Here is a 12,640-nt window from a genome sequence, read left to right as displayed (position 1 = left end):
AGCGGTTCGTGCTGGTGTCGCCGGGGTAGACCGCCCCTTCCCGCGGAACTCATCGCCGCCGGACGGCTGACCCGCTGTCGGCCTGGCGCACCGCCTTCACCCAGGTCCGGTCGTCCGTCAGGTACCGCTCCACTCCCAGGCCCGCCTCCCCGAGTGCCTCCTCGAACTCCTCCCTGCTCAGCGGCCGGGCCCGGAACGTCTGGGTCCACACGGCATCGGGGAACTCGTACTCCGCCCGCACCGAGCGGACACCGTCGCCGACCGGCTCCGAGGACGCGATCCGTACCGTGAAGCCGCCGGGGTCCACCCGCTCGCGCGGCACGTTCGCGTGGTAGTCCTCGCCCTCCCGCTGGATCAGCACGCAACCGCCCTCGGCGACATGACGCGCGCAGGTGCGCAGCAGGCCCCGCCGCACCTCGGCGTCTCCCGCGTGCACCAGGAACGACGCGAGGAGCACCACCTCGAACGTCTCCCCCAGGTCCAGGTCCTCGATCGGGCTGCGTATCGTCCGGGCGCCGCGCACGCGCTCCAGCATCTCGGCGGACTCGTCCACCGCCGTCACCGTGAACCCGCGTTCCAGCAGCGCGTGCGTCATGCGCCCGACCCCGCTGCCCAGCTCCAGGACGCGTGCGCCCTCGGGTACCGCGGCAGCGATGATGTCCGGCTCGTCCCCGACGGGCAGCCGCGCGTAGAGCTCCACCGCACAGCCGTCCGGGGTGATGGCCCCCGGTCCCGTCCCCTCGTACCCCTCACGCATTTTCAGCTCCATGCCCGTCCAACGGGCACTTCCCGCACGCCCGTTCCCGTCCCCGCCCCGTTCACCCGACCGAGTGCAACGAGACCGGATCGTTGACGTCCTCGTGCGGTACTGCCAGTCGAGCGGAATCCCGGGCAACGCGTCGGCGTCCGGCAGCGTGCGCGGCTCCCCTGCCGGCCCTCGGTGCCTTGGTGAACCCTCGTCCCGAGGAGTACGTTGCCCTCAGGAGTGGTGATCGGACGATGCGTACGGGCAGTGAACCGAGGACGGCGCGCAGTGCACTGCGGGCCCGCTTCTGGCTGAGCGTGTGGGGGCTGGTCTGGGCGGTCGTCGGGACGGTCGCCTTCGCGCTCGCCGGGCGGTCCGGCTGGGCCATCGCCTGCGGCGTGCTGCTGCTGGTCGTCACGATCGACCTCGCCGTCGTCCTGCGGCGCATCCGCCAGGGCCCGCACTACCAGCCGGGGCCCGGCATCCCGCCCTACCGGCCGGTCGACGACGGCCCGGCGGACGGCACGAGCGCGAACCCCCGGCCACCGGACGACCGCCCCTAGGGCACGTCCTCACGCGTCGAAGCGCGCCGCCTTCAGGAACTCCGGGTTCGGGTCCAGCGCGGCCGCCAGGCGGAAGTGGCGCTTGGCCTGGTCGGGGCGGCCCTGCCGCTCGAAGGTGCGGGCGAGGGCGAAGTGCGCGAACGCGTTGTCCGGCTCGCGCTCCAGCACGATCGAGAACTCCAGCTCCGCAGGCCGCAGCTGCGCCGCCGCGAAGAAGGCCCGTGCGCGCAGCAGCCGCGCGGCGGTGTTCTCCGGGTGGGCGGCGATGACCTCGTCGAGCAGCTTCACCGCGCCCCGCGGGTCACGCGCCGCGAGCAGCTGCTCGGCGGCACGGAAGTCGATGACGTGCGTCTCCGGGGTACGTCCGGTCGAACCGCTGGTCTCGGGCACGGCAGAGTCCTTCCCTCACTCCCCGGGTTCAACGCCCCCTCGGGGTGCCGCTATTCCTGGGGGGACTGCGGGGACGCCTGGGACCTGCGCACCAGCTCGGCCCAGACGTCCTTCACCCGGCGCTCCAGGTCCTCCAGCGGAACGTCGTTGTCGATCACGATGTCCGCGATCTCGCGGCGCTGCTCACGGGACGCCTGCACGGCCATCCGCGCGCGGGCGTCCTCCTCGGTCATGCCCCGCAGTCGCACCAGCCGGTCGAGCTGTGTCTCGGGCCCGGCGTCGACGACGATCACCAGGTCGTACAGCGGCGCCAGGCCGTTCTCCGTGAGGAGCGGGACGTCGTGGACGACGACCGCGTCGTCCGCGGCGGCCTCCTCCAGCTCGCGGGAGCGGGCCCCCACCAGGGGGTGCACGATCGAGTTGAGCGTGGCGAGCTGCGCGGGGTCGGCGAAGACGATGGCGCCGAGCGCGGGCCGGTCCAGGCTGCCGTCCTCGGCGAGGATCTCCTCGCCGAAGGCCTCCACGACCGCGGCGAGCCCCGGCGTTCCCGGCGCGACGACCTCCCGGGCGATGCGGTCCGCGTCGATCAGCACGGCGCCGCATGCGACGAGCAGCCGTGACACCTCACTCTTGCCGGCGCCGATGCCACCGGTCAGGCCCACCTTCAGCATGGCCGCAGCCTAGACGCTCCGCTGGGAGCGCCGGGTGGAGGGTGCGGGTCCTTGGGCGAGGACGCGAGCGCGGGGCCTTCGCGGCGTGCCTGCGGGATGCGCCGGGTTCGCTGGCGCGGTGCGGGAGCCTGCGCTGGGGGCCGGCTTCGCGGGGTGGCGCGGGAGCCCGTGCCCGTGGCCGCTCGCCTGGGCGCGGCGGGGGGCCCGTGCTCGCTGCCGGTCAGCGCGGGCGCGGCGCGGGAGCATGTGCTCGCTGCCGGTCAGCCCGGGCGCGGCGCTGGAGCATGTGCTCGCTGCCGGTCAGCCCGGGCGCGGCGCGGGATCATGTGCTCACTGCCGGTTTCGCGGGCGTGGCGCGGTGCCGGTTCGTGCGCGTGGAAGCGCGCGCGGCGTCCCGCCTCGCGGGCGTCGTGTCCGGCGTGCGGCGCCGGGGGGCCGGTCGCGCAGTTCCCCGCCCGCCCCTGGGGGCGCCCTCCCTCAGGGACGTGGTTGGGCTCGTCAGTTGTCGCCTTCTCGTTCCGCCAGGAACTTCTCGAACTCGCGGCCGATCTCGTCCGCCGACGGGATGTCCACCGGCTCGGCGAGCATGTTGCCGCGGGTCTCGGCGCCGGCCACGGCGTCGTACTGGTGTTCCAGGCCCTCGACGAGGGCGGTGAGGTCCTCGTCGCCCTCGCGGATCTGCCGGTCGATCTCCGTCTGGGTACGGTGGGCCTCGGAGCGCAGGGCGTGGGCGATGCCGGGCAGGACCAGTCCGGTCGCCGCCGTGATGGCCTCCAGGACCGTCAGGGCCGCGTCGGGGTAGGGCGAGCGGGCGATGTAGTGCGGGACGTGGGCGGCGACGCCCAGCACGTCGTGGCCGGCCTGGAGCAGGCGGTACTCGACCAGGGACTCGGCGCTGCCGGGCACCTGCGCCTCCTCGAAGGGGCTGCGGTGGCCGGGGACGAGGTCGCTGCGGTTGCCGTGCGGGGTGAGGCCGACCGGCCGGGTGTGCGGGACTCCCATGGGGATGCCGTGGAAGTTCACGGACAGGCGGACGCCGAGCCGCTCCACGATCTGCTGCACGGCGGCGGCGAAGCGCTCCCACTCCACGTCCGGCTCGGGGCCGGACAGCAGCAGGAAGGGGGCGCCGGTGGCGTCCTGGACGAGCCGCACCTCGATGGCGGGGACCTCGTAGTCGCTCCAGCGGTCGCGCTTGAACGTCAGCAGCGGGCGGCGGGCGCGGTAGTCGACGAGCCGGTCGTGGTCGAAGCGGGCCACGACCTGGTGGGGCAGCGAGTCGAGCAGGCGGTCGACGATCTGGTCGCCCGTCTCGCCCGCGTCGATGTATCCGTCGAAGTGGTAGAGCATGACAAGTCCGGCCGACTCCTGGGCGAGCGCCATGTCGACGACGGCCAGCCCCTTCGGCTCCCATGCGTACAAACCCTGCGGATCAAGCACAGTGACCGCTCCTCCTCGTGTCCGTTGTGGACAACGCCGGTGCGGGCGCGGGCATTCCCGGGGAGCGGATTTTTGATCTTGGCGGCGGGAGCGGAGCCCGTCGCCGGACATGCGCCGAGGGCCCGCACCTCGAAAGGTGCGGGCCCCCGGTCAGGAACAGCTACTGCTCAGCGAGCGGTCAGCTCTGGCCGCCGGCCAGCTTCTCGCGCAGAGCGGCAAGCGCCTCGTCCGAGGCCAGCGCGCCGGAGTTGTCCGGGCCCTCGGAGGAGTACGAACCGCCACCGGACGCGGCCGGAGCGGCGGCCTCGCCACCCTCGGCAGCGGCCTTCTCGTCCGCCTCGCGGGACTTGATGACCTGCGCCTGGTGCTGCTCGAAGCGCTGCTGCGCCTCGGCGTACTGGCGCTCCCACTCCTCGCGCTGCTTCTCGTAGCCCTCGAGCCAGTCGTTGGTCTCGGGGTCGAAGCCCTCGGGGTAGATGTAGTTGCCCTGGTCGTCGTAGGACGCGGCCATGCCGTACAGGGTCGGGTCGAACTCGACCGCCGACGGGTCGGCACCGAAGGACTCGTTGGCCTGCTTCAGCGAGAGGCTGATGCGACGGCGCTCGAGGTCGATGTCGATGACCTTGACGAAGATCTCGTCGTTGACCTGGACGACCTGCTCCGGGATCTCCACGTGGCGCTCGGCCAGCTCGGAGATGTGGACCAGACCCTCGATGCCCTCGTCCACGCGGACGAACGCGCCGAACGGCACCAGCTTCGTGACCTTGCCGGGCACGACCTGGCCGATCTGGTGGGTGCGGGCGAACTGCTGCCACGGGTCTTCCTGGGTCGCCTTCAGCGACAGGGAGACGCGCTCGCGGTCCATGTCCACGTCGAGGACCTCGACGGTGACTTCCTGGCCGACCTCGACAACCTCGGACGGGTGGTCGATGTGCTTCCAGGAGAGCTCGGAGACGTGGACCAGACCGTCGACGCCACCCAGGTCCACGAAGGCACCGAAGTTGACGATCGAGGAGACGACGCCGGAACGGACCTGACCCTTCTGGAGGGTCGTGAGGAACGTCTGGCGGACCTCGGACTGGGTCTGCTCCAGCCAGGCACGGCGGGACAGGACCACGTTGTTGCGGTTCTTGTCCAGCTCGATGATCTTGGCCTCGAGCTCCTTGCCCACGTAGGGCTGGAGGTCGCGGACGCGGCGCATCTCGACCAGGGAGGCCGGGAGGAAGCCACGGAGGCCGATGTCGAGGATGAGACCACCCTTGACGACCTCGATGACGGTACCGGTGACGATCCCGTCCTCTTCCTTGATCTTCTCGATGGTGCCCCAGGCACGCTCGTACTGGGCGCGCTTCTTCGAGAGGATCAGGCGGCCTTCCTTGTCCTCCTTCTGAAGGACGAGGGCCTCGATCTCGTCGCCGACGGCGACGACCTCGTTGGGGTCGACGTCGTGCTTGATCGAGAGCTCGCGGCTCGGGATCACACCTTCGGTCTTGTAACCGATGTCGAGCAGGACCTCGTCCCGGTCGACCTTCACGATGACGCCGTCGACGATGTCGCCGTCGTTGAAGTACTTGATCGTCTCGTCGATCGCGGCGAGGAAGGCTTCCTCGTTACCGATGTCGTTGACCGCTACCTGCGGGGTGGTGGCGGTGGTCTCGGTGCTGCTCGTCATGTGGGAAAGGGCTCCGGTACGGACATTGAAGTCGTAGGTACTGCTACGCCGGGAGCCCGTTTCGCTCTGCAGAAGCCGGACAGCCAAGGAAGCGCCACACCAGATCGGTGGCGCCTCGACAACCGAGGGGACATACATACAGATGCGAGCGCAGCCTGCTACGTCTGAGGTGCGCAGGCCCGCAGCGCAACTTGTAGCATACGGGGGCAGCCGGGCAGGGTCAATGCGCGAAGCCGCCCACGCGGGGCGGAACACCGCATACCCGGCACAAGTCGTGTCGTTCGAGGCCACGCAGGCCCGTCGACGACCCCTTCGTGACCTCCGGGACCGGCTGGACGGAAGAGTACGACGAGGGAGCCGATCATCCAAGAGCCCGAACCGTCCGAACCCGAGGCCACCCGGCGTACCGCCGGGGTCACGGAGAGTTCCCGCGCCAACCGTGGCTGGTGGGACCGCAACGCGGACGAGTACCAGACCGAGCACGGCACGTTCCTCGGCGACGACCGCTTCGTGTGGGGCCCCGAGGGTCTGGACGAGGTGGAGGCGGAGCTGCTCGGCCCGCAGGAGGAGCTGAAGGGCCGGGACGTGCTGGAGATCGGCGCCGGCGCCGCCCAGTGCTCACGGTGGCTGGCCGCCCAGGGGGCGCGTCCGGTGGCCCTCGACATCTCGCACCGGCAGTTGCAGCACGCCCTGCGGATCGGCGGGACGTTCCCCCTGGTGTGCGCCGACGCCGGGGCGCTGCCCTTCGCGGACGGCTCGTTCGACCTGGCCTGCTCCGCGTACGGGGCGCTGCCCTTCGTGGCCGATCCGCGCCTGGTGCTGCGCGAGGTGCACCGGGTGCTGCGCCCCGGAGGCCGTCTCGTGTTCTCGGTGACGCATCCGATCCGCTGGGCCTTCCCGGACGAGCCGGGCCCCGAGGGGCTGTCGGTGTCGGGCTCGTACTTCGACCGCACGCCCTACGTCGAGCAGGACGAGGAGGGCCGCGCGGTCTACGTGGAGCACCACCGCACGCTCGGCGACCGCGTCCGGGACGTCGTCGCGTCGGGCTTCCGGCTGGTCGACCTGGTGGAGCCGGAGTGGCCGGCCTGGAACACGTCCGAATGGGGCGGCTGGTCGCCGCTGCGCGGGAACCTGATCCCCGGCACGGCCGTGTTCGTGTGCGAGCGGAGCGAGGCGAAGGTGCCCCCGGCCGAAGGCCGGCGGAGGGACTGAGGCGGACGCGCGTGTCGTACGGCCCGCGGGCCGTACGACACTGAAGGACGTGATCCGTGACGACGCCCTGGCCGCCCTGCCCGTACGCGGTGCCCTGCCCGCCCTGCGCGACGCCCTGGAGGGGCACGGCACCGCCGTGCTCGTGGCGCCGCCGGGCACCGGCAAGACCACCCTGGTGCCGCCGGCGCTCGCGGGACTGCTGGGCGAGGGGCCCGAGCGGCGGGTGGTGGTGGCCGAGCCGCGGCGGATCGCGGCCCGGGCGGCGGCACGGCGGATGGCGTGGCTGCTGGGTGAGCGGGTCGGCGAGAGCGTCGGCTACACCGTGCGCGGCGAGCGGGTCGTCGGGCGGCACGCGCGCGTGGAGGTCGTGACGACCGGGGTGCTGCTCCAGCGGCTGCAGCGCGACCAGGAGCTGTCCGGCGTGGACGTGGTGGTGCTCGACGAGTGCCACGAGCGGCATCTGGACGCGGACACCGTGGCGGCGTTCCTGTGGGACGTGCGCCAGACGCTGCGGCCGGAGCTGCGGCTGGTGGCCGCTTCGGCGACCACCGACGCCCAGGGGTGGGCGGACCTGCTCGGCGGTGCCCCGGTGGTCGAGGCGCACGGGGCGGCCCATCCGGTCGACGTGGTGTGGGCGCCGCCGGTGCGCCCGGTACGGCCGCCGCACGGGATGCGGGTCGATCCGGCGCTGCTGGCGCACGTGGCGTCGGTGGTGCGGCGCGCCCTGGCCGAGCGGGAGGGGGACGTGCTGTGTTTCCTGCCGGGCGTCGGGGAGATCGCCAGGGTCGCCGGGCAGCTCGGGGAGCTCGGCGGGGTGGAGGTGCTGCAGGTGCACGGGCGGGCGCCGGCCGCCGTGCAGGACGCGGTGCTGGCCCCCGGGCAGCGGCGGCGGGTGGTGCTGTCCACGTCGGTGGCCGAGTCGTCGCTGACGGTGCCGGGGGTGCGGGTGGTCGTGGACTCGGGGCTGGCGCGCGAGCCGCGGGTCGACCACGCGCGCGGGCTGAGCGCCCTGACGACCGTGCGGGCGTCGCGGGCGGCCGGGCGGCAGCGGGCGGGCCGGGCCGGGCGTGAGGCGCCGGGGGTGGTGTACCGGTGCTGGGCGGAGGCGGAGGACGCCCGTCTGCCGCGGTATCCGACACCGGAGATCAAGGTGGCCGACCTGACGGCGTTCGCGCTGCAGGTGGCCTGCTGGGGGGATCCGGACGCGTCGGGGCTTGCGCTGCTGGACGCGCCGCCCTCCGGGGGCATGGCGGCGGCCCGGGGCGTCCTGACCGCGGTGGGGGCCGTGGACGGTGCCGGGCGGGCCACCGAGCGGGGTGCCGCCCTGGCCCGGCTGGGGCTGCACCCGCGGCTGGGGCGTGCCCTGCTGGACTCCGTGCCGTTCGTGGGGGACGAGCGGGCCGCGGAGGTCGTCGCCCTGCTGAGCGAGGAGGCGCCCCGGGAGTACGGGGACGACCTGGCGGGTGCCCTGCGGCGGGCCCGGCGCGGGGGTGACGCCTATGCCGCGCGGTGGCGGAGCGAGGTGCGGCGGCTGCGCGGTGTCGTCCCCGGGGCCGCGCGCCCTTCCACGCCCTCGCTGCGGGACTCCTCTCAGGAGCGGCAGGTCGGGGTCGTCGCCGCTCTGGCCTTTCCCGAGCGGGTCGCCAGGAGCGACGGCGGGTCGTACCTGATGGTGTCCGGGACCCGGGCCGAGGCCGGTGAGGGCAGCGCGCTGCGGGGCGTCGACTGGATCGCGGTCGCCGTCGCCGACCGGCCCGTGGGGAAGGGGCACGCGCGCGTGCGGCTGGGGGCCGTGGTCGACGAGGACGTGGCGCGCCTCGCGGCCGGGGCGCTGCTGACGGAGCGGGACGAGGTCGGGTGGGACGGCGGGGACGTCGTGGCGCGGCGGGTGGAGCGGCTCGGGGCCGTGGAGCTGACCGTGCGGGCGCTGCGGGAGCCCGGCCCGGGGCTCGTGCGCGGTGCGCTGCTGGAGGGCCTGCGGCGGGAGGGGTTCGGGCTGCTGCGGTGGTCGCCGGAGGCCGTGGCGCTGCGGCAGCGGCTCGCGTTCCTGCGGCTGCACGCCGGCGACCCCTGGCCGGACGTCGCTGACGACGCCCTCCACGCGCGCGTGGAGGAGTGGCTGGAGCCGGAGCTGAGCCGGGCCCGGCGGCGGGCGGATCTGGCGCGGATCGATGCCGGGGAGGCGCTCGCCCGGCTGCTGCCGTGGGCGTCCGGCGTGGCGGGGCGGCTCGACGAACTGGCCCCGGAGCGGATGACCGTGCCGAGCGGGTCGCGGATCCGGATCGACTACACGCGCCCCGAGCAGCCCGTGCTCGCGGTGAAGCTGCAGGAGATGTTCGGCCTCCAGGAGTCGCCCCGGGTCGCCGGGGTGCCGCTGCTGGTCCACCTGCTGTCCCCGGCCGGGCGGCCGGCCGCCGTCACCGCCGACCTCGCCTCGTTCTGGCGGGACGGCTACAAGGGCGTGCGGGCGGAGCTGCGCGGGCGGTATCCGAAGCACCCGTGGCCCGAGGACCCGGCCGGGGCGGAGCCGACACGGCACACCAACGCGCGCCTCAGGCGGTGACCGGCGACGGGTCCTCGGCCCGCGCTGCGGCGGGGCCGGAGCGGCGACGACGAGGGCACGCAGACGGGGCCTCCCACGAACGGAGCTGATACACCGTCAGTTTTTTCGGCACCGTAGTGACGCGCGGCGGAGACGAGAACACGTTGCACACACGACGACGTCCGCCCGTACGAAGAACGGCGCCCCTCCTGAAAGGAGGGGCGCCGTCCGTCGTACCCGAGAGCTGCTCGCCCGCCCGGGAGCTACGCGCTGGGGCCGGCCGAGGGGCTCGGCGAGGACGTCTCGGCGGCCGCCACGGTCAGTTCGACCGTGAGGGTCGCTCCGCCCGCGGTGGTGACGCGCAGCAGGAACATGCCGGCCGTGTCGTCCGCGTACAGCTTCGGCAGCGTCAGCAGGCCCTTGGCGTCGGTCTTCAGGCCCGCCAGGGTGCGCACGGGCTTGCCGGCGGCGTCCTTGAAGTAGGGGCCCTTGTCGTTGGCGGTGGCGTCGGCGGCCGACTTGATCAGGGTGGCCGTGGCCGCGACACCGTCGGCGACGGCGCCCTGGTACGTCGCCTTCACCTGGACCTGGTCGGCGAACTCGCCGCCCGGGACGCAGGTCAGGGCGGCGTCACCGACGCGGGCGAGCTGGTCGGCGGCGCGTTCGGTGACGGTGGCGGTGTAGTCGAGACCCGCGACCGTCCGGCCCACGACGGTGGCCCGGATCGTGACGGCGCCCGTCTTCTCCCCCGCCTGCAGGGCGGGCGCGACGGCCACGCCCGAACTGTTGGTGGCGACCGTGGCCACGCTCTCGCCACCGGTGAAGGTCGTGTCCGTGTCACCGAGGATGGTGAACCGGACGCGGACCTTGGCGACGGCCTTGCCGGTCTTCGTCTCGGCGCGGGTGCTGATGCGCTGGGCGAAGGCGTCCCCGGCCATCGCGGTGAACTTCGCGGCTCCGGCGTTCTCCAGGTGGTCCACCGTGTCGGTGGGCGTGGGGGAGGTCGACGGCGGTGGGATCGACGGGCCGGGCGGGGTGGAGGGCGGCTTGGGGCTCGGGGTGCCGCCGCCGGGCTTCGTCGGCTTCGGACCGGGCTTCGGCTTGGAGGCACCCTGGCCGGGCGTGCCCGGCGCGGACGGGCTGGACGGCGTGGACGGGTCGCTGCTCGCGCCGGAGCCGCCGTCGCTGCGGTTGCCGGGCAGCGTGCCCGTGCCGTCGGGAACCTCGTGCGTGCCCTTGCGGTAGTACTCCAGCCACCTCATGACGAGGTTCAGGTACTCGCGCGAGTTGTTGTAGCTGAGGATCGCCCTGTCGAGGTCGTCCTGGTCGGACAGGTCCCAGCCGTTGCGGCAGAGGTAGTGACCGGCGGCGAGGGCGGCGTCGTAGATGTTGTTGGGGTCCTTCTTGCCGTCGGCGTTGCCGTCGCGGCCGGCCCAGGCCCAGGTGGACGGGATGAACTGCATGGGACCGACGGCCTGGTCGTACGCGCTGTTGCCGTCGTACGCGCCGTTGTCGGTGTCCTTGATGAGGGCGAAGCCGTTGCCGTCGAGCTGCGGGCCGAGGATCTTCCCGATCGTGGTGCCCTCGGCGTCGACCCGGCCGCCGCGGGCCTGGCCCGACTCCACCCGGCCGATGGCCGCGAGGAGCTGCCAGGGCAGGTTGCAGCCGGGCTTGGACTCGCGCAGCGACGCCTCGGCCTTCTTGTACGCGTCGAGGACGGTCGCGGGGATGCCCGCCTCGGTCTCGCCCTGGCCGCTCGGGGACGGTCCGGTGGACGGTGACGGGTTGGGGCTCTTCAGCGGCGGCAGGTCCGTGTAGTACGGCGAGTTGCCGGTGGCGCTGCCGTCGGAGGCACTCACGTCGGGCGACGGGGTGGCGTCGGCCGCGGTCTGTCTGCCGTGGTCGTTCACGCCCGGAGCCTGGGAGGCGGACAAGGCCGCGACCGCCACCGCGGCCACGGCGGTCGTCGCCGCCCCTTTGCGCAGCCTCCTGCCGAATTGCGCCGCCATAGAGTGAACCCCTCCCGTGGACGCCCGAGCGCCCGTCTCTGTCTGTCGCGCTCCGTGTGGTGCGTTCGCGTACTGCTGTTGCGTTCGCTCTGTTGTGACGATCGACCGGCCCGGGTGGTTGCCCTCCGGAGGACATCTCTCCGCCCCGGCACGGTGACCCTGGCGACCCTACGACAACTTCCTTTCCGCAGACACCCGTTCGTGCCCGGTTTTCACCGGTTGGTCATGTGGAAGCCGCCGCCGGATGCCGGCGTGCGGTGTCGCGCATACTGGGGCCCTGTGATCCGCCCCGGTAACGACCGTCACGAGGAGCCGAGTTGCCGTTCACGCTGAGCCATGCGGCAGCCGTCCTGCCCGCCGTGCGCACCGACGGGACCGGTCGCGGCCGGCTGGTGCCCGCGGTCCTGGTCGCGGGGTCCTTCGCGCCCGACATGACCTATTACGCGGCGAGTGTGCTGCCCGAGGCGATGAGGTTCGGGGACGTCACGCACTCCTTCGCCGGTGTGTTCACGGTCGACGTGCCGATCGCCTGGGCCCTGGTGGGGCTGTGGCTGCTGATGCGCGAGCCGCTGGTGGCGCTGCTGCCGCGGGCCCGGCAGGGCCGGGTGGCCGCGCTGCTGCGGTGCGGGGCGCCCCGCGCGCGGGTGCGGCCTGCGCTGGTGGCGTGGTGGTACGCGTCGGCGGTGCTCGGGGCGCTGACGCACGTCGTGTGGGACGCGTTCACCCATCTCGACCGGTGGGGAATGCGGGTGTTCCCGGTACTGGGGCAGGAGATCGCGGGCTCACCGCTCTACTGGTACCTGCAGTACGGCGGTTCGGCGGTGGCCGCGGTCGTGATCGCCGTGTTCGTGACGCGGGGACTGCGGCGGATGCCGGTGGCCGAGCCGGTGGGGGTCGCGGTGCTGTCGGTCCGGGACCGGTGGGCGGCGGCCGGGGTGATCGGCGGTTTCGCCGCGGTGGGCGCGGTTCAGCGCGCGGTGCGGTGGTGGGCCCACTGGGGGCCGGTGGCGAAACCCTGGGAGATCGTCCCGACGGTGTGCTTCGGCGCGGGCGCGGGGCTCGTCCCGGCACTGCTGCTCTACGCCGTGGGCGTCAGGGCGTGGCGTCCGGTTCCGGTCCACGACGGTCCCGAACACGTCGGCGGGGAACGGAGCTCGGCGCTTCGCTGAGGGCCCCGGGGCTCACCGCGGGAGTGGTGGGCGCGCGGAGGGCGAGCGACGTGGGGAACGGGCGTGGGAGCAGGGTGAGCGCCAGCGCCAGGTAGCCGCGCGCCATGTCCGCCCAGGGGGGCCGGGCCCTGCGGACGCGGTGGCCGGCGGGGGCCACGGTGGTGCTGGGCGGGGTACGGGTGCCGGTACGGGCCGGGGTGGTGAGCGGGAAACGGTCCCCGGTGCCGGTC

At 73.5% G+C, this 12,640-nt stretch carries 10 protein-coding genes; 4 read left to right on the top strand and 6 right to left on the bottom strand.

The window, feature by feature from the left end; translation table 11 throughout:
* Positions 1 to 49: 49 nt before the first annotated feature.
* Positions 50 to 757, bottom strand: a complete 708-nt coding sequence (locus ACPXCS_RS19755; RefSeq protein WP_425945540.1) for a class I SAM-dependent methyltransferase — start codon at positions 755 to 757, stop codon at positions 50 to 52.
* Between the two features lie 242 nt (positions 758 to 999).
* Between ACPXCS_RS19755 and ACPXCS_RS19750 the strand changes: the two genes are divergently transcribed.
* Complete coding sequence (locus ACPXCS_RS19750; RefSeq protein WP_425945539.1) at positions 1,000 to 1,308, top strand: DUF6343 family protein; 309 nt, start codon at positions 1,000 to 1,002, stop codon at positions 1,306 to 1,308.
* A gap of 9 nt (positions 1,309 to 1,317) precedes the next feature.
* Here the strand turns inward: ACPXCS_RS19750 and ACPXCS_RS19745 are convergent, their stop codons facing one another.
* From ACPXCS_RS19745 to rpsA, 4 genes are all read right to left on the bottom strand, one after another.
* Positions 1,318 to 1,698 carry a tetratricopeptide repeat protein gene (locus ACPXCS_RS19745; protein ID WP_425945538.1) on the bottom strand — a complete coding sequence of 127 codons (381 nt, stop codon included), beginning with the start codon at positions 1,696 to 1,698 and terminating at the stop codon, positions 1,318 to 1,320.
* Between the two features lie 50 nt (positions 1,699 to 1,748).
* Positions 1,749 to 2,369 (bottom strand): dephospho-CoA kinase, encoded by a 621-nt coding sequence (gene coaE, locus ACPXCS_RS19740; RefSeq protein ID WP_425945537.1) that lies wholly within the window; start codon positions 2,367 to 2,369, stop codon positions 1,749 to 1,751.
* A 498-nt stretch (positions 2,370 to 2,867) separates the two neighbouring features.
* Positions 2,868 to 3,806, bottom strand: coding sequence for a PAC2 family protein (locus ACPXCS_RS19735; protein WP_425945536.1), 939 nt, complete (start codon positions 3,804 to 3,806; stop codon positions 2,868 to 2,870).
* A gap of 178 nt (positions 3,807 to 3,984) precedes the next feature.
* On the bottom strand, positions 3,985 to 5,478 hold the full coding sequence (gene rpsA / locus ACPXCS_RS19730; protein WP_114251453.1) for a 30S ribosomal protein S1: 1,494 nt from the start codon (positions 5,476 to 5,478) through the stop codon (positions 3,985 to 3,987).
* A gap of 363 nt (positions 5,479 to 5,841) precedes the next feature.
* On the opposite strand from rpsA, the gene ACPXCS_RS19725 reads away from it, so the two are divergent.
* Positions 5,842 to 6,690, top strand: a complete 849-nt coding sequence (locus tag ACPXCS_RS19725; protein WP_425945768.1) for a class I SAM-dependent methyltransferase — start codon at positions 5,842 to 5,844, stop codon at positions 6,688 to 6,690.
* A 49-nt stretch (positions 6,691 to 6,739) separates the two neighbouring features.
* Positions 6,740 to 9,253, top strand: coding sequence for an ATP-dependent helicase HrpB (gene hrpB / locus ACPXCS_RS19720; protein ID WP_425945535.1), 2,514 nt, complete (start codon positions 6,740 to 6,742; stop codon positions 9,251 to 9,253).
* 242 nt (positions 9,254 to 9,495) lie between these two features.
* Here the strand turns inward: hrpB and ACPXCS_RS19715 are convergent, their stop codons facing one another.
* Positions 9,496 to 11,241, bottom strand: a complete 1,746-nt coding sequence (locus tag ACPXCS_RS19715) for a lytic transglycosylase domain-containing protein (RefSeq protein WP_425945534.1) — start codon at positions 11,239 to 11,241, stop codon at positions 9,496 to 9,498.
* 317 nt (positions 11,242 to 11,558) lie between these two features.
* Here ACPXCS_RS19715 and ACPXCS_RS19710 point away from each other — a divergent pair, with 317 nt between their 5' ends.
* Positions 11,559 to 12,410, top strand: a complete 852-nt coding sequence (locus ACPXCS_RS19710; RefSeq protein ID WP_425945533.1) for a DUF4184 family protein — start codon at positions 11,559 to 11,561, stop codon at positions 12,408 to 12,410.
* Positions 12,411 to 12,640 lie beyond the last annotated feature (230 nt).

The sequence above is a fragment of the Streptomyces sp. DT190 genome (genome assembly GCF_049846985.1).
Classification (GTDB): Bacteria; Actinomycetota; Actinomycetes; order Streptomycetales; family Streptomycetaceae; genus Streptomyces.
This window is presented reverse-complemented; position numbering and strand designations above follow the sequence as displayed.

Excerpts from the sequence above, each read along its gene's own strand:
- ACPXCS_RS19755 (WP_425945540.1), bottom strand. The coding sequence starts at position 757 with ATGCGTGAGGGGTACGAGGGGACGGGACCGGGGGCCATCACCCCGGAC.
- ACPXCS_RS19750 (WP_425945539.1), top strand. The coding sequence starts at position 1,000 with ATGCGTACGGGCAGTGAACCGAGGACGGCGCGCAGTGCACTGCGGGCC.
- coaE (WP_425945537.1), bottom strand. The coding sequence starts at position 2,369 with ATGCTGAAGGTGGGCCTGACCGGTGGCATCGGCGCCGGCAAGAGTGAG.
- rpsA (WP_114251453.1), bottom strand. The coding sequence starts at position 5,478 with ATGACGAGCAGCACCGAGACCACCGCCACCACCCCGCAGGTAGCGGTC.
- ACPXCS_RS19715 (WP_425945534.1), bottom strand. The coding sequence starts at position 11,241 with ATGGCGGCGCAATTCGGCAGGAGGCTGCGCAAAGGGGCGGCGACGACC.